The sequence below is a fragment of the Pseudomonas sp. GNP014 genome (assembly GCF_054344005.1).
Window position 1 is genome coordinate 1,937,828 of sequence record NZ_JBTGUS010000001.1, and the last position, 19,793, is coordinate 1,957,620.

The 19,793-nt window shown below is 61.3% G+C and carries 16 protein-coding genes; 3 read left to right on the top strand and 13 right to left on the bottom strand.

Going from position 1 to position 19,793, the window contains the following annotated elements:
- Positions 1 to 77: 77 nt before the first annotated feature.
- The 13 genes from tspR to gcbA form a co-directional block, all read right to left on the bottom strand.
- The gene (gene tspR / locus ACXX9E_RS08660; RefSeq protein ID WP_077571434.1) at positions 78 to 674 is read right to left on the bottom strand and encodes a type III secretion system genes modulator TspR; all 597 of its coding nucleotides are present in this window, start codon (positions 672 to 674) and stop codon (positions 78 to 80) included.
- 159 nt (positions 675 to 833) lie between these two features.
- Positions 834 to 3,608: a hybrid sensor histidine kinase/response regulator gene (locus tag ACXX9E_RS08665; RefSeq protein WP_458555293.1), complete on the bottom strand. Its 2,775-nt coding sequence runs from the start codon at positions 3,606 to 3,608 to the stop codon at positions 834 to 836.
- 99 nt (positions 3,609 to 3,707) lie between these two features.
- Complete coding sequence (gene purD, locus ACXX9E_RS08670) at positions 3,708 to 5,003, bottom strand: phosphoribosylamine--glycine ligase (protein WP_186747464.1); 1,296 nt, start codon at positions 5,001 to 5,003, stop codon at positions 3,708 to 3,710.
- 170 nt (positions 5,004 to 5,173) lie between these two features.
- On the bottom strand, positions 5,174 to 6,781 hold the full coding sequence (purH, locus tag ACXX9E_RS08675) for a bifunctional phosphoribosylaminoimidazolecarboxamide formyltransferase/IMP cyclohydrolase (protein ID WP_123471039.1): 1,608 nt from the start codon (positions 6,779 to 6,781) through the stop codon (positions 5,174 to 5,176).
- A gap of 82 nt (positions 6,782 to 6,863) precedes the next feature.
- Positions 6,864 to 7,184, bottom strand: a complete 321-nt coding sequence (gene fis, locus ACXX9E_RS08680) for a DNA-binding transcriptional regulator Fis (protein WP_002555375.1) — start codon at positions 7,182 to 7,184, stop codon at positions 6,864 to 6,866.
- Entirely contained in the window at positions 7,181 to 8,191 is a 1,011-nt protein-coding gene (gene dusB, locus ACXX9E_RS08685; RefSeq protein ID WP_123471041.1) for a tRNA dihydrouridine synthase DusB, read from the bottom strand. The genes fis and dusB overlap by 4 nt, the downstream gene beginning before the upstream one ends.
- 185 nt (positions 8,192 to 8,376) lie before the next feature.
- On the bottom strand, positions 8,377 to 9,663 hold the full coding sequence (locus ACXX9E_RS08690) for a DUF3426 domain-containing protein (RefSeq protein ID WP_458555294.1): 1,287 nt from the start codon (positions 9,661 to 9,663) through the stop codon (positions 8,377 to 8,379).
- Positions 9,664 to 9,693: 30 nt separating this feature from the next.
- A complete protein-coding gene (prmA, locus tag ACXX9E_RS08695) occupies positions 9,694 to 10,572 on the bottom strand; it encodes a 50S ribosomal protein L11 methyltransferase (protein WP_123471045.1) in 879 nt (292 codons plus the stop codon).
- A gap of 195 nt (positions 10,573 to 10,767) precedes the next feature.
- The gene (gene accC, locus ACXX9E_RS08700; RefSeq protein ID WP_458555295.1) at positions 10,768 to 12,126 is read right to left on the bottom strand and encodes an acetyl-CoA carboxylase biotin carboxylase subunit; all 1,359 of its coding nucleotides are present in this window, start codon (positions 12,124 to 12,126) and stop codon (positions 10,768 to 10,770) included.
- 17 nt (positions 12,127 to 12,143) lie between these two features.
- Positions 12,144 to 12,608 carry an acetyl-CoA carboxylase biotin carboxyl carrier protein gene (gene accB, locus ACXX9E_RS08705; protein WP_103306135.1) on the bottom strand — a complete coding sequence of 155 codons (465 nt, stop codon included), beginning with the start codon at positions 12,606 to 12,608 and terminating at the stop codon, positions 12,144 to 12,146.
- Between the two features lie 48 nt (positions 12,609 to 12,656).
- Positions 12,657 to 13,109: a type II 3-dehydroquinate dehydratase gene (aroQ, locus tag ACXX9E_RS08710; RefSeq protein ID WP_123471047.1), complete on the bottom strand. Its 453-nt coding sequence runs from the start codon at positions 13,107 to 13,109 to the stop codon at positions 12,657 to 12,659.
- Positions 13,110 to 13,350: 241 nt separating this feature from the next.
- A complete protein-coding gene (locus ACXX9E_RS08715) occupies positions 13,351 to 15,297 on the bottom strand; it encodes a methyl-accepting chemotaxis protein (RefSeq protein ID WP_458555296.1) in 1,947 nt (648 codons plus the stop codon).
- A gap of 50 nt (positions 15,298 to 15,347) precedes the next feature.
- Positions 15,348 to 17,018 carry a diguanylate cyclase GcbA gene (gcbA, locus tag ACXX9E_RS08720; protein WP_123471050.1) on the bottom strand — a complete coding sequence of 557 codons (1,671 nt, stop codon included), beginning with the start codon at positions 17,016 to 17,018 and terminating at the stop codon, positions 15,348 to 15,350.
- Between the two features lie 435 nt (positions 17,019 to 17,453).
- Between gcbA and ACXX9E_RS08725 the strand changes: the two genes are divergently transcribed.
- From ACXX9E_RS08725 to ACXX9E_RS08735, 3 genes are all read left to right on the top strand, one after another.
- Positions 17,454 to 18,521, top strand: coding sequence for a DUF2333 family protein (locus ACXX9E_RS08725; protein ID WP_123471051.1), 1,068 nt, complete (start codon positions 17,454 to 17,456; stop codon positions 18,519 to 18,521).
- Between the two features lie 3 nt (positions 18,522 to 18,524).
- Complete coding sequence (locus tag ACXX9E_RS08730) at positions 18,525 to 19,082, top strand: NUDIX hydrolase (RefSeq protein ID WP_186747456.1); 558 nt, start codon at positions 18,525 to 18,527, stop codon at positions 19,080 to 19,082.
- 284 nt (positions 19,083 to 19,366) lie between these two features.
- The gene (locus tag ACXX9E_RS08735; RefSeq protein WP_041068080.1) at positions 19,367 to 19,738 is read left to right on the top strand and encodes a translation initiation factor Sui1; all 372 of its coding nucleotides are present in this window, start codon (positions 19,367 to 19,369) and stop codon (positions 19,736 to 19,738) included.
- Positions 19,739 to 19,793: the final 55 nt, after the last annotated feature.

Genomic DNA, 19,793 nt, shown 5'->3' on the forward strand with positions numbered 1-19,793 from the left:
CCGTCCGACAGCAAAACGCCGCGAACCCTGTCGTTCGCGGCGTTTTGTTGTGCACCCGTTATCCGCGATCCCGGCCGTCAGGGCACCAGATAACCCTTTATACCGGTGAAGATAATCTGTGCCGCCAAGGCACAGACAAACAAGCCCATCAGCCGACTGACAATCTGCAAACCCTGATCGCCGAGGATCCGCTCGATGCGGTTCGACAGGTAGAGCACCACGCCCACGGTGAAGCTGGCCAGTGCGATGCTAATGATCGCGGTGAGTTTGTCGTCCCAGTGTGGCTGGCTGACGCCCATGACCAACAAAGCACCGATGGTGCCGGGGCCGACCGTCAACGGAATGGTCAGCGGCACGATGGTCACGTCCTGCTGCACGTTATCGGCCTGCACCGCCGGTTTTCCCTGTGCCATGCCCAGTGCCGAAATGAACAGCACACTGCCGGCACCTATGCGAAAAGCATCCACGGTGATGCCGAACACATCGAAAATCACCCGCCCGAACAGATACAGCAACACGCTGGAGACCAGCGTCGCCAACGCCACCTTCCAGGCCAGGCGCCGTTGTTCCTTGCGCGAATAACCACGGGTCAGGCTGATGAAACAGGACAATACGAAGAACGGGCTGTAGAGCACCAGCATCTTCAGGTAAACGCTGAACAGCACATGGAGCATGGTGTCGGCTCGCGGCAGGAGAGTGTGGGGATGGAGTCTATCAGTCGAGCAGCAATTGAGGCGTGACGGCGCTCATGGCAGCGCAGGCCGCGGTGGTGTCCGTCTCGCCCAGGTCACCGGGTGAACTCGAGCGTCGATTGCATCCCGCCAGCGGGCGATTCAGAAGGTCGACGCCGTTCGGTTCTGCTGATCACGCTGGGCAACCCAATGCTCGATCAACTCGCGCAACTGCGATAACTCGACGGGTTTGGACATGTGCCCATCCATGCCGGCCTGACGTGCGCGTTCTTTGTGTTCGGCGAGGATGTGCGCCGTCAGCGCGACGATCGGCGTGCGGATGCGCTGGTTGCTGACCTCCCAGGCGCGCAGTTGCTGGGTCGCGGAGAAACCATCGAGAATCGGCATTTCGCAGTCCATCAACACCAGATCGTAACGTTGGGCTTTCATCGCCTGCAGGGCTTCTTCGCCGTTGCTGGCGGTGTCCGGTTGCAGGTTGAGTTTGCCGAGCATGCCGCGAATCACTTTGGTCGAGATGGTGTTGTCTTCGGCGACAAGAATGCGGAAATCGCTTGGCACCTTGGCTGCCGTAGACGGCGTCACCACTTGCGGCTGGAACACCACCTGGCCCTTGTTGCGCTGGTTCAACTCGTCGGCGAGCGTGGTCTTGAGCGTATAGCCGGCCACCGGTTTGGCGAGAATGCGTTTGATCCCGGAGTTGCGCGCGATGATCTTGCTCGGCGCGTTGCTGATGCCGGTGAGCATGATCAGCAGGATGTCGTGGTTCAGGCTCGGGTCTTCCTTGATCTTCGCGGCCAGTTGCATGCCGGTCATGCCGGGCATGTTCTGATCGAGCAGCACCACATCGAAATAGTCGCGCAGGTGCGCCTTGGTCCGCAGCAGCGCCAGCGCTTCCTTGCCCGACGGCACGGCACTGACGTTCAGGCCCCAGGCGCTGCATTGCTGCACCAGCACTTTGCGGCAGGTGTCGTTGTCGTCGACCACCAGCACTCGGGCGCCTTGCAACGGGCTGTCGAGATCGGAAGTCGGGTGTTCGAGGCGATCTGGATCGAGCGGCAAGGTCAGCCACAACGTGCTGCCCTGACTGGCGCCGCTCTTGATGCCGAATTCGCCGTGCATCAGGCGGATCAGTTGCCGTGCGATCACCAATCCGAGGTTGCCGCCCAGGCGGTTGGCCGAGAGGAAATGCTTGCTGTGCAGTTCGGCGTGCATCAGCGCTTCGCGTTCCTCCGGCTCCATCGGCTGGCCGCTGTCCTGCACGGCGATGCGCAGGCGCGGTTTGTCACTGCGCTCGTCGAGGGCGACGACGATCAGCACTTCGCCTTCGTCGGTTTTCTTCAGGGCGTTTTCCAGCAGGCTCAGCAGTGTCTGGCGCAAGCGGGTCGGGTCACCGCTGATCACGCGCGGCACCTGCGGCTGAATGAAGCTGATCAGCTCGACGTTCTGCTGTTCGGCCTTGGCGCGGTAGATGCTCAGGCAATCGTCGATCAGGGCGTTGAGGTCGAACTGCACGTCGTCCAGTTCGATCTGCCCGGATTCGAGCTTGGAGATGTCGAGAATCTCGTTGATCAGCGTCAGCAGTTCGTTGCCGGCGCTGTGGATGGTCTGCACGTAATCGCGTTGTTTGACCGACAGCGGGGTGCCCAGCAGCAGCTCGGTCATGCCCAGTACGCCGTTCATCGGGGTGCGGATTTCGTGGCTGATCTTGGCGAGGAATTCGGCCTTGGCGTTGATCTCGGCATTGCTCGCGGCGAGGTCGCGGCTGATGCTGAAACGGCTTTCGGTGATGCTGCGCTGGCGCTCGCCCAAGGCAATGCTCATCAACAGGCCGCTGACGCAAATGAACGCCATCAGCGTCATGATCAAGCCTTGCGGTGCAACCAGGGTCAACCCGAGCAGCGCCGGCAGAATGATCAGCGTGCCGATGTTGAACACCACCATTGCCGCGACAAACAGCCGTGCCGGACGATAGCCCTTCTGCCAGTGATAGACCGCCACGAACAGCATGCTCAGGCCGGCCAGGGCCACCAGCGCATAGGTGATGATGTTCAGCGGCAGGGTGTTGACGAACAACAGCAACAGGCTGCAGGTCACGATGAACAGAATGTCGCCGAGCAGCAGTTTGTTCAGCGGGTGCGGACCGAGCGGGGCGAAGAAGCGCAAGGCGAACATCAGCCCGGCCGGGGCGGTCAGCAACAGCGCGAGGTAGGCGCCCGGGGTCTGGATCGCATGCCAGTTCGGCAACCAGGGACCAGCGAGGTTGAGCAGCAACAACAGGCTGAGCGCCAGAAGAGCTTCGCAAATGGCCAGCCACAGGCTGCTGCGCGAACGGGAATAGGCGTAGCGCACCAGGTTGTGCAGCAACAACATGCCGAGGCAGCCGAACAACAGGCCGAAAATCAATGTCTGGTTCTGGTTGGCCGCGTTCATCACGGCTGATTGCAGCGTGATATGCGGGCGTAACTGGTGGTCGGACACCATCCGCAGGTAGATATCGAGAGGCTTGTTGCTCTGGGGCAGCGGCAGCATGAAGTCGCTGCTCGGCAATGGCCGTTCAGCCTGGGGCTGGCGGGTGCCGGTGTCGCGTTGCTCGATCAGCTGGTCGCCGTCCAGCACATAGAGATTGAGGTGCGACAGGTCCGGGGCAAAGATGCGCAGCACCTGTTCGTGTTTGCCCGGCGCCAGTTTGAAACGCAGCCACAGTGCGCCATCGGGCTCGGCGGCCGTGAGGCGGTCCAGTTCGATGGGGCTGAATTGATTGGTGTAGCGAGCCGAGCGAATGTCGCTCAGTTGCAGATTGCCCTGGTCGTCGAGCAATACCGACCAGCCACTGCCTTGCGCGGCCTGGGCCGGTAGCATGCAGAGCAAGGTCAGCAACGTGACGGTGAAGCTTATGGCAATCCTGAGCCAGCGCACGGCGAAATCCCTTCGTAGGTTGATGCCAGAATATAACGATGCGCGACGGCGGAACAGCCCGGCAAGGAACGGCATTCCCCGCCGGGCGTGATGTGCAGCTTATTCCTGGGTTTCGCCACGTTCACGGGCAATGGCGCGGTAGCCAATGTCCTTGCGGTAGAAGCAACCTTCCCAGTCGATCGCCGCCGCCAGTTTGTAGGCCTGCTGCTGGGCGTCGCTCACGCTGGCGCCCATGGCGGTGGCGCAGAGTACGCGACCGCCGGCGGTTACCACGTTGCCGTCTTTCAGCGCGGTGCCGGCATGGAAGACTTTGCCTTCCAGGCTGGCGGCGGTGTCCAGACCGTTGATCGCTGCGCCCTTGGCGTAGTCGCCCGGGTAGCCGCCAGCGGCCAGAACGATGCCGACGCTCGGACGTGGGTCCCACTGTGCTTCAACCTTGTCCAGCGCTTGCGCCAGAGCGGCTTCGACCAGCAGCACCAGGCTCGACTGCAGACGCAGCATCACCGGTTGGGTTTCCGGATCGCCGAAGCGGCAGTTGAACTCGATGACCTTCGGATTGCCGGCCTTGTCGATCATCAGACCGGCATACAGGAAACCGGTGTAGACGTTGCCTTCCTCCGCCATGCCGCGCACGGTCGGCCAGATCACCAGATCCATCACGCGCTGGTGCACGTCAGCGGTGACCACCGGGGCAGGGGAGTAGGCACCCATGCCGCCGGTGTTCGGGCCGCTGTCGCCGTCGCCGACACGTTTGTGGTCCTGGCTGGTGGCCATCGGCAGGACGTTCTTGCCGTCGACCATGACGATGAACGAGGCTTCTTCGCCGTCGAGGAATTCTTCGATGACTACGCGCGAACCGGCGTCGCCGAACGCGTTGCCGGCGAGCATGTCACGCACGGCGTCTTCGGCTTCGGCCAGGGTCATGGCAACGATCACGCCTTTACCGGCGGCCAGGCCATCGGCCTTGATCACGATCGGTGCGCCTTTCTCACGCAGATAGGCCAGGGCCGGCTCGATCTCGGTGAAGTTCTGGTAGTCGGCCGTCGGGATCTTGTGACGGGCGAGGAAGTCCTTGGTGAAGGCTTTCGAACCTTCCAGCTGTGCAGCGCCGGCGGTCGGACCGAAGCAGTCCAGGCCACGGGAGCGGAACAGATCAACCACACCCGCCACCAGTGGCACTTCCGGACCAACGATGGTCAGGGAAACGTTTTTCTCGGCGAAGTCGGCCAGTTGCTCAAGGGCCAGTACGTCGATGGCGACGTTTTCGCACTTGGCTTCAATCGCGGTACCGGCGTTGCCCGGCGCGACAAAAACCTTCTGCACACGCGGATCCTGAGCCACTTTCCAGGCCAGGGCGTGTTCACGGCCACCGCTGCCAATGATCAAAATGTTCAAAGAAAGACTCCTTCGGAGAAGCTGCAAGCTACAAGCTGCAAGTGAAAGCCCATGGGGCTTCTCAGATGCAACTTGTGGCTTTGAATTAGTGTGGCTGCCAGTTGCAAGAAGAACGACGAGTGTCCGCTTTTTCTTGCAGCTTGCAGCTTGAGGCTTGTAGCTGCCGCAACTCAGTGACGGAAGTGGCGCATGCCGGTGAAAACCATGGCGATGCCGGCTTCGTCGGCCGCAGCAATCACTTCAGCATCACGCATCGAGCCGCCCGGCTGGATCACCGCCGTGATACCGACCTTGGCCGCGTTGTCCAGACCGTCGCGGAACGGGAAGAACGCGTCCGATGCCATCACCGAACCAGCCACTTGCAGACCGGCGTGTTCAGCCTTGATCGCGGCGATACGTGCCGAGTTGACGCGGCTCATCTGGCCGGCGCCGACGCCGATGGTCTGACGGTTCTTGGCGTAGACGATGGCGTTGGATTTAACGTACTTGGCCACTTTCCAGGCGAAGATCAGGTCGTTGATTTCCTGTTCGGTCGGGGCGCGCTTGGTCACGACCTTCAGGTCATCGGCGCCGATCATGCCGATGTCGCGGCTCTGTACCAGCAGGCCACCGTTGACGCGCTTGTAGTCCCACGCCGGAGCGCGGTCAGCCGACCACTCGCCGCAGGCCAGCAGGCGCACGTTGGCTTTGGCCGCGACGATGGCGCGGGCTTCTTCGCTCACGCTTGGGGCGATGATCACTTCCACGAACTGACGCTCGACGATGGCCTTGGCGGTCTCGGCATCCAGCTCACGGTTGAAGGCGATGATGCCGCCGAAGGCTGATTCGGTGTCGGTGGCGTAGGCCAGTTCGTAGGCCTGACGGATGCCGCCCTCGGCGTCCGGGCTCACGGCCACGCCGCACGGGTTGGCGTGCTTGACGATCACGCAGGCCGGTTTGACGAAGCTCTTCACGCATTCCAGCGCGGCGTCGGTGTCGGCCACGTTGTTGTACGACAGCTCTTTGCCCTGCAGTTGGGTCGCGGTGGCAATGCCGACTTCGGCAGGTTTGGCTTCCACGTAGAACGCCGCGCTCTGGTGCGGGTTCTCGCCGTAGCGCATTTCCTGAGCCTTGATGAACTGGCTGTTGAAGGTGCGCGGGAATTCGCTGCGACCTTCGGTGCTCAGCACGTCGGCAGCCTGATTCACGGTGCCCATGTAGTTGGCGATCATGCCGTCGTAGGCGGCGGTGTGTTCGAATGCCTTGAGCATCAGGTCGAAACGCTGCGCGTAGGTCAGGCCGCCGGCCTTGAGGTTTTGCAGAACATTGGCGTAATCGCTGGCATTCACCACGATCGCCACGTCTTTATGGTTTTTCGCTGCCGAACGAACCATGGTCGGGCCGCCGATGTCGATGTTCTCGATCGCGGTCGGCAAGTCGCAGCCTGGTTTGTTGATGGTGGCTTCGAACGGGTAGAGGTTAACGGCAACCAGGTCGATCGGCTTGATACCGTGCTCGTTCATGATCGCGTCGTCGATCCCGCGACGACCGAGGATCCCGCCATGGATTTTCGGGTGCAGGGTTTTCACCCGACCGTCCATCATCTCTGCGAAACCGGTGTAATCCGCGACTTCCACTGCGGCAACGCCGTTGTCGCGCAGCAGCTTGAACGTCCCGCCGGTGGAGAGGATCTCGACGCCCAGAGCTTCGAGCTCCCTGGCGAATTCGAGGATCCCGGTCTTGTCGGAAACGCTGATCAAGGCGCGGCGGATCGGCAGGCGGGTAGTCTGGTCGGTCATCTCAATTTCCATCAAAAGCAAAGGAAGTCAGCAAAAAAGGCGACCGGTTTTACGCGGGCGCCTTTCTGGTTTGATTGAATGCTTACAGCAGATCGTACTGCTTGAGTTTCTTGCGCAGCGTGCCGCGGTTGAGTCCGAGCAGCTCACTGGCCTTGGTCTGGTTGCCCTTGACGTAGTTCATCACGCTTTCGAGCAGGGGGGCCTCGACTTCGGAGAGCACCAGGTTGTACACATCCGTGACGGACGCGCCCTCAAGGTGGGCGAAATAATTGTGCAGCGCCTTCTCGACACTCCCGCGAAGGGTCTGGCCTTCTTCGCTCGGGGTATTGAGGTGCTGTTTCAAATTCACGTTGTCGCTCACGGGTGTTGTTCCACTCACTAAAGTCTCGGTCATCATCGTCATGCGGCCACCCCTTCTTCGTCCCCTGTCAGGCTCTTGTAACGCTCGGCGAAAAACTCCCGAACGTTGGCGCATTGTGTTTCCGTACCATCCAAACGATTGAAGTGGGCGCGAAACTCCTTGGCGCCCGGCAAGGTTGCGAGATACCAGCCCACATGCTTGCGGGCAATACGGACGCCCATCACATCCCCATAGAAGGCGTGAAGTGCGGCCAGATGCTCCAGCAGGATGCGTTCCACTTCGATCAGCTCCGGTGCCGGCAATTTCTCACCGGTACGCAGGAAGTGGTCGATCTCACGAAAAATCCATGGCCGCCCCTGGGCGGCACGGCCTATCAACAGGCCATCGGCACCGGTCGCGTCGAGCACGTAACGGGCCTTTTCCGGCGAAACGATGTCGCCATTGGCAAACACCGGAATCGACACGGCCTGCTTGATCGCGGCAATCGTGTCGTACTCGGCTTCACCGGTATACAGATCGGCGCGAGTGCGGCCATGCACTGCCAGCGCGGTGATCCCGGCCTGCTCGGCGATCTTCGCCACGGTCAAGCCGTTCTTGTTGTCGCGATCCCATCCGGTGCGGATCTTCAGGGTGACCGGCACATCGACTGCAGCCACCACGGCCTGCAGGATCTCGGTCACCAGTGCTTCATCTTTCAGTAACGCGGAGCCGGCGGCCTTGTTGCAGACCTTCTTTGCCGGGCAACCCATGTTGATATCAATAATCTGTGCGCCCAGTTCGACGTTGGCCCGGGCCGCCTCCGCCAGCATCTGCGCGTCGCCACCGGCAATCTGTACCGAGCGTGGCTCGGGATCGCCTTCGTGGATCATGCGCATGCGCGACTTGCGGGTGTTCCACAGGCTCATGTCACTGGTGACCATTTCCGAGACTACAAGCCCTGCGCCCAAACGCTTGCACAGCTGACGAAAGGGCTGGTCGGTGACCCCCGCCATCGGGGCGAGAATCAAGCCGTTCTGCAATGTGTATGGGCCGATGCGTACCGCCGACATAGGACTTCCCTGAAGTGGGGCCGGATCATGAGAGTTCGAAAAAGGGTTGGCATGATACCCGCTCTCGATGACTGGATAAAGGCTGAATTGAACAAAATCTGAACAGTTATTCTGTTATCGCCAGCGGTTTGGTTGGCCGCGGCGCAGTCAGAAAACCGTCGTCAATGCAGAAGCGGTGAAGCGGTTCACTCCGGGGAGTGAAAACTCAGGCTGTAATTCACCGCTTTCGGGCCTGGGTCGAGAATATCCAGCGCGATGTGGATCGGTGTTTGTGGTGGCATTTCCGCCAGCCCTTCGAGATCGCCACTGAGGTATTCGCCGGGTTTGAAGCGACGACTGGCTATCAGATGGCCATTGAGGTCGGCAAAGCGCAGCTCCAGCAGCGGAAACGGCTGGGAGAACGTCGCCCGGTTATAGATGATCGCATCGACCACCAGTGCGCCGCTGAACTCCGGGTGGCTGCGCACCACCAGGTTGCTGCTCTTGATTCTGGCGATGTCGACTTTGGATGGCACCGTGCAGCCAATCTGCGGGCAGACCTGCTGAAACCAGGGGCGGTACTGATCCTGCCGCGCCAGCTCATCGAAATGATAGGCAATGTATTGGCCGGCAAGGCCGCCGGCCGCCAGCAGCACCAACAGCAGCCAGAGCAGGCGTCGGCCCCAGGGCGAGCGGCGCTTTTGCCAGTCCAGTTGTAGCGGATCGTCGGTCAGGTCCTGCAGGACTTCAGCGCGCACGCCCGGTTCGGCGCGTTCACGCTGTTTGCGCAAAGGCTCGACCGCTGGCAGATCGTCCTCATCGCTGTCGTCGCTGGCGGACAAACGTTCGCGGCGGGCATGTGGATCAATCGGATCGTGCAGGCGCAGTTGCGGGATCGCCGGTTCGTCGTCCAGGTCCACCGGTTCCAGCGACAGCGAAGGTTCGGTGCGCGCAGGCTTGAGTGGTTCTGGCTCGACAATCTCGGGTTCGGCAGCGAGCTCGGGCTCATGTTCGGGCAAATGCTCGTCGTCGCGAGCGCTGAGCAGGCTGTCGCGCCATACCGGTTCATCGGTTTCGTGGTTGTCACGGCGGGCGCTCAAGGCGTCTTCCCGTGGGCGACCGAATTCCGTGGTCGGCTGGATTTCACGTTGCTCGAGGCGGGCGAGTTCTTCGTCCAGATCGAGGCTGTCGAGGTCCAGGTCCGAGGCGCTCCATTGCTTTTGGCTGATGGCGCGTGGTGCGGGTGTTTCGGCGACGGACGGAGGTTCTGCCGCAGGCGTTGGTGCCGGGCTCGGCGCCGGTTCGCCCAAGGGTGGCGCGACCGGTGTCACCGCGTCCTTGCCGGCGTGTTGCTCAAGCAGCTGTTTGGCGGCGTTGAACACTTGCAGGCAGGAGCCGCAGCGAACCACCCCGCGGGCCACGCTCAATTGAGCATGGCTGACACGGAAGCTGGTTTGGCAATGCGGGCACTGGGTGACGAAACTGTCGGTCATGCGGCGATCCGGATTATGCAGGCGGACATATTAGCGCCGACGGCCGGTGATGCGCACCCAGCCATCGCGATTGGCGATCGGGTCGAGATCGAAGTCCTGTGCATAAGCGGCGGCCACTTCATCACCTTGTTCGGCGAGGATGCCCGACAGCGCCAGACGTCCACCGGACTTGACCAGCCCGGACAGCTGCGGCGCCAGCGAAACCAGCGGGCCGGCGAGAATGTTGGCGACCAGCACATCGGCTTTGACCTGCGGCAGGTCTTGCGGCAGGTACAGCGGGAACAGTTCGTCGGCAATATTGTTGCGCCCGGCGTTGTCGCGCGAGGCTTCCAGCGCCTGTACGTCGATGTCGGTGCCGACGGCTTCTTTGGCGCCGAGCAGCAGGGCGGCAATCGCCAGAATTCCCGAACCGCAACCGAAGTCGAGCACGTTGCAGTCTTTCAGGTCCTGGCCGTCGAGCCATTCCAGGCACAGCGCGGTGGTCGGGTGTGTGCCCGTGCCGAACGCCAGGCCCGGGTCCAATAGCAGATTGACCGCGTCAGGTTCCGGCGCCGCGTGCCAGCTCGGCACGATCCACAGGCGCTGGCCGAAACGCATCGGCTGGAAACCGTCCATCCAGCTGCGTTCCCAGTCCTGGTCTTCGATGACTTCGCTGTGGTGCTCGGGCAGCGGGCTGCCGGTCAGCAGTTCCAGGTGCGCCAGTACCGGTTCAGGCTCGGTGCCGCCTTCGAACAGCGCCAGCAGGTGCGTGTGCGCCCACAGCGGGGTGGTGTTGAGTTCCGGCTCGAAGATCGGCTGATCTTCGGCGTCCATGAAGGTCACCGACACGGCGCCCACTTCAAGGAAAGCGTCTTCGTAGGTTTCGGCTTGTTCCGGGCTGATGGCGAGGCGTACTTGCAGCCAAGGCATGGCGGGCACCTTTGAAAAAATATTGATTGCAGCCTAGCGGCCAGCGAGAAGCGCGCAAGTTTACGCGAGCGCGCGCCGTTTGTGGGAGAGACTTGAAACGCCATTCCCTTGTCGGCGTGAGCCTGCAGGGGGGTATGTAATCTGCAGAAACAACAAAGCCGCCCGAAGGCGGCTTTGTCTGGTGCGGGCTGAAGCTTAGTGCTTCTCGCCAGCCAGCTTGTGCTCGAGGTAGTGAATGTTCACGCCCCCTTTGCAGAAGCCTTCGTCGCGGGTCAGATCGCGGTGCAGCGGGATGTTGGTCTTGATCCCGTCAACCACGATTTCGTCCAGGGCATTGCGCATGCGTGCCATGGCTTCGTCGCGGGTGGCGCCGTAAGTGATCAGCTTGCCGATCAGCGAGTCGTAGTTCGGCGGAACGGCATAGCCACTGTACAGGTGCGAATCGACGCGAACGCCGTTGCCACCCGGGGCGTGGAAATGCTTGACCGTGCCCGGGCTCGGCATGAAGGTTTTCGGGTCTTCAGCGTTGATCCGGCACTCCAGCGAGTGACCGCGGATAACCACGTCATCCTGGGTGAACGACAGCTTGTTGCCAGCGGCGATGCTGAGCATCTCCTTGACGATGTCGATTCCGGTGACCATCTCCGAAACCGGGTGCTCCACCTGAACACGGGTGTTCATTTCGATGAAGTAGAAACGACCGTTCTCGTAGAGGAACTCGAAGGTGCCGGCGCCACGGTAACCGATGTCGATGCACGCCTTGACGCAACGAGCCAGTACTTCCTGGCGCGCCTGCTCGTCGATGCCCGGTGCCGGCGCTTCTTCGAGAACCTTCTGGTGACGACGCTGCAGCGAGCAGTCACGGTCGCCCAGATGGATGGCGTGGCCCTGGCCGTCGGACAGTACCTGCACTTCGACGTGACGTGGATTGGTGAGGAATTTTTCCAGATAGACCATTGGGTTGCCGAACGCCGCGCCAGCTTCGGAGCGGGTCAGTTTCGCCGAGGCGATCAGGTCTTCTTCCTTGTACACCACGCGCATGCCGCGACCACCGCCGCCGCCAGCGGCCTTGATGATCACCGGGTAGCCGACTTCACGACCGATGCGCAATGCCGTTTCTTCGTCTTCCGGCAGCGGGCCGTCGGAACCTGGAACGGTCGGTACGCCAGCTTCGATCATCGCGTGCTTGGCCGATACCTTGTCGCCCATCAGGCGAATGGTGTCGGCTTTCGGGCCGATGAAGGCGAAGCCGGAGTTCTCGACTTGCTCGGCAAAATCGGCGTTTTCCGCGAGGAAACCGTAGCCTGGGTGAATGGCGGTAGCGCCAGTCACTTCAGCAGCAGCGATGATGGCCGGGATGTGCAGGTAGGACTGAGCGGCAGACGCCGGGCCGATGCAGACGGATTCGTCTGCCAGGCCCAGGTGCATCAGCTCTTTGTCGGCCTTGGAGTAAACGGCGACGGTCTTGATGCCCATCTCTTTGCAGGCACGCAGAATCCGCAGGGCGATCTCACCGCGGTTAGCGATCAGAACTTTTTCCAACTTCGCAGTCATCAAAGGCTCTCCGCAGTTCAAACGATGGTGAACAGCGGTTGGTCGTACTCAACCGGCTGGCCGTCTTCGACGAGGATGGATTCGATCACACCGCTGGTTTCAGCTTCGATGTGGTTCATCATCTTCATGGCTTCGACGATGCACAGGGTGTCGCCTTTCTTCACGGTCTGGCCGACTTCAACGAAGGACGGCGAGGTTGGCGAAGATTTGCGATAGAAGGTGCCGACCATCGGCGAACGGGCAACAGTGCCGTTCAGCGCTGGCGCAGCAGCGGCAGCCGGGGCTGCGGCAGCAACCGGAGCAGCAGCGGCGGCAGGTGCAGCGGCCGGTGCTTGCATCGGAGCCGGCGCGTAGTACTGCTGAGCCGGGGTCTTGCTGTGACGGCTGATGCGTACGGACTCTTCGCCTTCCTTGATCTCGAGCTCGTCGATGCCGGACTCTTCCAGCAATTCGATCAATTTCTTAACTTTACGGATATCCATGAATCATCAACTCCCAAGGGTCGGTCAGGGGCGTTTAACGCTTGTAGTTCAAGCCGTTGCCTGTGTTTCAAGCTGTTCTAGCGCAGCCTCCAGGGCCAGTCGGTAACCGCTGGCGCCAAGGCCGCAGATCACTCCCACCGCTACATCGGAGAAGTAAGAGTGATGGCGGAAAGGTTCGCGTTTGTGCACGTTGGACAAATGCACTTCGATGAATGGGATGCTCACTCCCAGCAGCGCGTCACGTAATGCAACACTTGTATGTGTAAAAGCTGCTGGATTGATCAGAATGAAATCGACGCCTTCGCCGCGTGCGGCGTGGATGCGGTCGATCAATTCGTACTCGGCATTGCTTTGCAGATACTGCAGATGATGGCCGGCTTCACGGGCGCGGCGTTCCAGATCCTGATTGATCTGCGCCAGCGTCGTGGAACCGTAGGTGCCGGGTTCGCGGGTGCCGAGCAGGTTCAGGTTGGGGCCGTGCAGGACCAGTAAGGTTGCCATCTGCGTTGTCCTTGTTATGAATGAGCAGTCGTCAGAACCCGGCGACTATGCCGCAAAGACTTTATGACTGTCCAGTTCTATGCAATAGCCAGCACGATGGCCGATGTTTGCGCGAAATATGTGACCAAGTGATTTGATTCGGTCACTTGTGGTGTCTGGACTGACACCTTCGCGAGCAAGCTCGCTCCCACAGGGGTATGCATTCCAATGTGGGAGCGAGCTTGCTCGCGAAGGCAATTTGTCAGACGCGAAACGCCTGTACGGCCGTATGCAATTGCCCACCCAACACCAACAGATTCTCACCCTGCTCACGCCCGCGGCCGATACGCACCAGATTATCCCCACCCAACTGATGAATCCGCTCGCTGTGATCGCGAATCTCGCTGACCGCGCCGCTCTGCTGGGCGGTGACATCGGCGATGCGGATCGCGGTGTCGGAAATGGTCTGGATCGCCCCGACGATTTTATCCAGCGCACCATCCGCCGCTTGCGCCTGATTGGCCGTGGCCTCGGCGTGTTCGACCTGCGCGCGCATGCCTTCGACCGATTGTCGGGCGGCGGTTTGCAGGCCGGCGATCAGCGTTTGAATTTCCGCCGTCGCCCCAGCGGTACGCTGCGCCAGCGAACGGACCTCCTCGGCCACCACGGCAAACCCGCGACCCATTTCCCCGGCACGGGCCGCTTCAATCGCCGCGTTCAGCGCCAGCAGGTTGGTCTGGTCGGCAATCGAGCGGATCACCGTCAGCACACCGCCGATGGTTGCCGACTCTTCGGCCAGGTGTTCGATCATCTGCGCGTTACCCTGGACTTCACCTACCAGCGCGTGCAATCCGGTCAGGCTTTGCCCGATAACCGTCTGGCCGTGCTCGACGGCAATCCCGGCATGGCGGCTGGCATCCGCAGCCTGGCGTGCATCGCCAGCGACTTGTTGAATGGTCGCTTCGAGCTCACTGAGGGAGTCGCGGATCAGCGCGGTGTCACCGGCCTGATGCTCGGCGCCGCTGTGCAAGTCGTTGCTCAGTTCGGCGAGGGTACGGCTGCTGCCGGCGACTTGTTCGGCGTTGCCGCGAATCGTCCCGACCAGGTCCACCAGATAGGCGCGCAGCCGATTGAGCGACGCTTCGATGTCGTGCAGTTCGCGGTTGGTCTTGCCCAGACGAATGTCGCGACTGAAATCGCCTTCGGCCCAGGTCGACAGGGCCGGGGCGAGGTTGGTCAGGGTGCGCGAAAGGCGTCGCTGCAGCGTGTCGATCAACAGCGCGATCAGCAGAATCAGGCCGATCATCACGCCTTGCATCAGGCGCACTTCGCTCTGGATCTGCCCGTGCTGGGCACGTACCACTGGCTCCAGCCCGGCAATGGCTTGTTGGACGGCGGCGATTTTCAGGTGGGTCGCGGTGCTCAGGTCGGTGCGCTTCTGGATCTGCTCGCGGGTGCGCGCAAGCTCCGCCGGATAGCGGCCGAGCAGGCTGTTGAGTTCGCGTTTGAGGCCGACGCCGGCGTCTTCGGCGACGGTTTTTTCTGTGCTTTCGATACCCATCATCGCGGCGAAGTCATCGCTGCCGGATTCGTTTTTGGCGACCACGCCCAGCAGGGGCAGGGCATCAAGGGCCTGGGCCTGGGTGCGGATGTTGCTGACTTCACGCTCGACATCGGCGGCCAGCTCACTGCGCCCGCTGCTGACCAGTTTGTCCCGCGCCAGTGACAGTTTGCCCAAGTGCTGCGACGCGGCCAGCAGGGGTGTCAGATAAGTCGCGTTGCCGTTGGCATAAGTGTTGAGCTGGTCGAGGCTGGCGCTCAACTCGCGCTCGGCCTGCAACAGCAGGGCCTGCGGATCACCGGCCAGTTTGCCGGCGGCGAGCAGGTCGGTTTTGCTGAATTCTTCCAGGCTCGACAGGCTCGGGCGCAAGGTGTCGGCCAGCGCCGGCGGCAGTTCGCCGAGTTCTTTCTGCAAACCTTCGATGGCCTGACTGGCGCTGCTCAGGCGCAGGGCATCACCGCTGGCCAGGTAATCCTCGACGTTGCGCGCCACGTCATTCTGAAATTGCTGCGACAGCCCCAGGTAGCGCTCCATCAACAGATACGGGCGTTCCAGGGCTTTTTGCGACCACCATAACGTGGCACCCAGGGCCACGCACACGGCGACCAGCAGCAGAGTATTGAGATTGGTGAGCAACTTCAGGCGCATGACGGCTACCAACGGCAGAATGGTAAGCGCCTGAATTTATTGCGTTTCTGTTACAGGGTTATGACCGAATCAGTGGATTCCGATGAAAAAGTGGCACTTTGCTTTGACTCCCGCGCGGTCTGCACCCGATTGCGTCCGCCATCCTTGGCGCGGTACAGCGCCTCGTCGGCCTGGCTGGCCATCATCAGGCTGTCGGAGTCATCACTCATCTCCACCACACCGGCGCTGAAGGTGCACCACAAATCCTGCGGCTGGGCCGGGTAGTGGATTTCGGCAAAACGCTGGCGGATTTCGTCGAGCACTTTGTGCGCAGCTTCGATGTCGGTGTCGGGCATTACGATGGCGAACTCTTCGCCGCCGTAACGGCCAATGAAGTCGGTCTTGCGTAACCGCTGCTTGAGGAACAGTGCCAGGCTTTTGATCACCCGGTCGCCCATCGGGTGGCCGTGGCTGTCGTTGACCCGTTTGAAGTGGTCAATGTCGAGCATGGCAAAGCTCAAAGGCTTGTTCTCGCGGCGGGCGCGGAACGAGCAGTCTTCGAGCAACTGCAGAATATGCGTGTGGTTGTACAGGCCGGTGAGGCTGTCGCGGACCATCCGTGCTTTCAGATTGCGGGCGCGGGCGGCGCGGTTGCGCACGGTGGTGATCAGGTGTCGCGGCTTGATCGGTTTGGTCAGGAAGTCGTCGCCACCCTCGCTCATGGCGTCGAGTTGCTTGTCCAGATCGTCTTCGGCCGAGAGGTAAATGATCGGCACGCTGACATAGCGATCGTTGTGACGAATCACTTTGGCCAGCTCGGTGCCGGTGCAGGCCGGCATGTACATGTCGAGGATGATCAGATCCGGCTGGAAATCCGCCAGTTCGGCCATCGCCTGAATCGGTTCGATCAGGGTGCGCGTGACGATCCCGGCACTATTGAGCAGGCGCTCGGTGTGCAAGGCCTGAGCGCGTGAGTCGTCGATGATCAGCACCTTATAAGGTTCGTACTGGGCGACGCAGGTCAACACCTCGATCTTCTCCAGCAGGCTCGACGCTTCGAGGGTGCCAGTGAGGAATTCCTGGCCACCGGCGCGCACGGCGGCAAGGCGGGTCGGCGTATCGGTTTCGTGCAGGCTGAAGAACAATAAAGGCAGCGGTTGCTCCAGACCGACCTGAGCTTCGGCGGCGAGTTTCAGGCCGACGCCGGCGCCGCTGAAGTCCACGTCCATCACAATCGCCGCTGGCAAACGCTCGACCATCGAAGAGCGAAACGCCGCAACACTGTCCAGCGCCTGCGCGCTCAGACCGAAAAACTCCAGTTGCTTGGCCAGCCGCTCGGCGCGGTCGTGGTCTTGCAGCATCACGTAGATCGGTTTGCGCAGCGGCGGCAGAAAGGTCTGGTCGAGTTGATCGCCGTGGCGCAGGCCCGTGCGCGACAGACGCTGCATCAGGCGATTGAGGTCGGTGATCAGGCCGCTGCTCAGGCGCCCGCGATTGGCATCCACCGCTTCCAGCGACTGGCTGATGTGGTGCGCGAGCTGGGTATGTTCAGGCTGCTCGAAACGCTCGGCAAAACGCAGCAGGCGCAGGTTGGCCTCGCTCAGCTCGGCGAGGTCGACGGTGGACCATTCGCTGCGTTGCAGGCGCTGCCATATCTCAAGAATCTGACGTGCCTGATGAATTACCCGCTGGGCAAAGTGGTGCTTGAGACGCTCACGGCTGGGGTCTTCTGGCTCGGTCATATCCTGACTACTAGTTAGGCTGCATGCTGAGATCGACTGGTGGCTCTATGCTAGCACCTCTTTTCCCTTAGACGAGTGTCGCACGTCAATAATCTGCAATGGGACGCCATTCAGTTTCTGACCGAGTGGTTTTATTTTCGACCTGCACGTCGTTCAGGCCCCTGCCGGCAGGGCGCTTGCTCTGCGGTTGGCGGCGATTCGGACGGCGTTTCCGGGTGGCGCACAGCCGCACGACGAATGTGCCTTGCCGGTGTTTTCAGTGTCCTGAGCTGTGTGGGTAGGGGAACTGCCCTCAGGGATTCCCCTATATCTGACAGAGGCGACATCCGCTCACGCAATTTGCGGCTTATCTATACTCGCGGGTGCCCGGCCCCGGCACGTTGTTGTATGGTTGTGGTCGAACTGTTGAACCCAAGTAATTGAAAGGATATCGCCATGCTGGACTGGAAAAACCGCGCGGGCAGCGCGCCTGAACGTGCCGCCGAGCCCAAGTCGGCCACCCGCAGCTACGTCGGCGGGCTGTTGTTCAGCCGTGCGCTGGCCACTCTGGTCGGCATTTATCTGTTGGTGACCATTGGCCTGGGCTGGTATTGGAGTCAGGAGCCGGCACTGTTTCCTGTGGCGCAAAATGCTCAGGTAGCGGCCGAGAAAGAAGGCAAGCAGATGGTGATCGGCTACACCACCGTCGAAACCCTGAAGACCGTTGCCGGCACCTTGCTGAACAAGCCGGGCGGCTACATTTCCAACGACCGCTTCCCGCCAGGCCTGTGGATGGACAACACGCCGAGCTGGGAATATGGCGTGCTGGTGCAGGTGCGCGACCTGACCCGTGCCCTGCGCAAAGACTTTGCCCGTTCGCAGTCGCAGTCGGCTGAAGATGCCGATCTGGCCAAGGCCGAGCCGCGTTTCAACTTCGACAACAAGAGCTGGATCCTGCCGTCGAGTGAGTCGGAGTATCAGGAAGGTATCAATTCCCTGAGCCGCTATCAGGCTCGCCTGTCCGATCCGACCCAGAAAAACGCGCTGTTCTATGCCCGCGCCGACAACCTGAACAACTGGCTCGGCGATGTCGGCACCCGCCTGGGGTCGCTGTCGCAACGCCTGTCGGCCAGCGTCGGCCGGGTCAAACTCAACACTGCGCTGAAAACCGAAGTCCCGGCCATCGGTGAAGTGCCGCAGGTTGACGAGGAGGTCGTCGAGACTCCGTGGATGCAGATCGACAACGTGTTCTACGAGGCGCGCGGTCAGGCCTGGGCCCTGTCGCACCTGTTGCGTGCGATCGAAGTCGACTTCGCCGACGTTTTGGCGAAGAAGAACGCCACGGTCAGCGTGCGCCAGATCATCCGTGAGCTGGAAGCCTCGCAGGAACCGGTCTGGAGTCCTATGATTCTCAATGGCAGCGGCTTCGGCGTGCTGGCCAACCACTCGCTGGTCATGGCCAACTATATTTCCCGGGCCAACGCTGCCGTCATCGACCTGCGTCAATTGCTCAATCAGGGCTGATTCATGAGTCAGAACGCCAAAGAGGCGGCCCATCGCGCCGCCTCGGATGCCGAACAGATCGCCTGGGTCGACGAACAGGACAACCTGCTCGGCGCCCTGGTGCGGGCCGACTTGCGCCAGCGCGGGCTGATCGGCCGGGGCACCTACATCATGTTGTTCAATTCCGCTGGCGACCTTTGCGTGCACCGTCGCACGTTGAGCAAAGCCATCTATCCCGGTTACTGGGACGTGGCGGCGGGCGGCATGGTGCAGGCGGACGAAACCTACGCCGAATCGGCGGCCCGCGAGCTGGAAGAGGAGCTGGGCGTGAGCGGGGTTGAACTCACCGCCCATGACCATTTCTTCTTCGAGGACACCGACAACCGTCTCTGGTGTTCGGCATTTTCCGCCGTGTGGGATGGCCCGCTGAAGCTTCAGCCGGAAGAAGTGCTGGAAGCACGCTTCATTCCGGTCGAACAGGTGATGCGCGAAATCGAGCAGAAACCTTACTGCCCGGACTCTCTGGCGGCTTTGCGACGCTATTTGAAAGCGCAGCAAAGCGACGTCGCAAAGAACTCATAAATTGGCGCCGATTGGCACTTAGCAATCGGGAATTTTGCCGTTACACTGCGCGACCTTTTCAAGCTGCACCGCGATTGCTTTTTGTAGGAGCTGCCGCAGGCTGCGATCTTTTGATTTTTTGTTTTGGCGTCGAAATCAAAAGATCGCAGCCTCGTTTCACTCGACAGCTCCGACATCTGGCGTTTTACCGATGCAGTAGCGCTGCCCCTGCCTGAGTGGGGCTTCGCGGTCGATAACCTTGCCCAAGGTTGCGATCAGTCTTTGTCCTCCGAAGAGGATTGCCGGTGGCCAAAAAAGCCGCATCCTTCGCCGCCCTGGGCGGTCTGGTATTTTCCACCGACGCAGGTCGTCATTGCCCGGAATGCAGTAAGCCGGTGGACGCCTGTATCTGCAAACAAACCGTGATCCCGGCCGGGGACGGCATTGCCCGCGTGCGTCGCGAGAGCAAGGGCCGTGGCGGCAAGACGGTGACCACCATCACCGGCGTGCCACTGGCCGAAGACGCGCTCAAAGAGCTGGCGACAACGTTGAAGAAACGTTGTGGCACCGGCGGGGCGTTGAAGGACGGGGTCATCGAAATCCAGGGCGATCATGTCGAGCTACTCTTGGCCGAGTTGATCAAGCACGGTTTCAAGGCGAAGAAGTCCGGCGGCTAGCAGCCTCTGTGAAAACCACCTGCGGCTTGATCCGGTTCTGCAATGTTCAGCGCCG

Coding starts and splice junctions, on each gene's coding strand:
- tspR (WP_077571434.1), bottom strand. CDS start 674: ATGCTCCATGTGCTGTTCAGCGTTTACCTGAAGATGCTGGTGCTCTAC.
- purH (WP_123471039.1), bottom strand. CDS start 6,781: ATGACCGACCAGACTACCCGCCTGCCGATCCGCCGCGCCTTGATCAGC.
- fis (WP_002555375.1), bottom strand. CDS start 7,184: ATGACGATGATGACCGAGACTTTAGTGAGTGGAACAACACCCGTGAGC.
- dusB (WP_123471041.1), bottom strand. CDS start 8,191: ATGTCGGCGGTACGCATCGGCCCATACACATTGCAGAACGGCTTGATT.
- ACXX9E_RS08690 (WP_458555294.1), bottom strand. CDS start 9,663: ATGACCGACAGTTTCGTCACCCAGTGCCCGCATTGCCAAACCAGCTTC.
- prmA (WP_123471045.1), bottom strand. CDS start 10,572: ATGCCTTGGCTGCAAGTACGCCTCGCCATCAGCCCGGAACAAGCCGAA.
- accC (WP_458555295.1), bottom strand. CDS start 12,126: ATGACTGCGAAGTTGGAAAAAGTTCTGATCGCTAACCGCGGTGAGATC.
- accB (WP_103306135.1), bottom strand. CDS start 12,608: ATGGATATCCGTAAAGTTAAGAAATTGATCGAATTGCTGGAAGAGTCC.
- aroQ (WP_123471047.1), bottom strand. CDS start 13,109: ATGGCAACCTTACTGGTCCTGCACGGCCCCAACCTGAACCTGCTCGGC.
- ACXX9E_RS08715 (WP_458555296.1), bottom strand. CDS start 15,297: ATGCGCCTGAAGTTGCTCACCAATCTCAATACTCTGCTGCTGGTCGCC.
- gcbA (WP_123471050.1), bottom strand. CDS start 17,018: ATGACCGAGCCAGAAGACCCCAGCCGTGAGCGTCTCAAGCACCACTTT.
- ACXX9E_RS08725 (WP_123471051.1), top strand. CDS start 17,454: ATGCTGGACTGGAAAAACCGCGCGGGCAGCGCGCCTGAACGTGCCGCC.
- ACXX9E_RS08730 (WP_186747456.1), top strand. CDS start 18,525: ATGAGTCAGAACGCCAAAGAGGCGGCCCATCGCGCCGCCTCGGATGCC.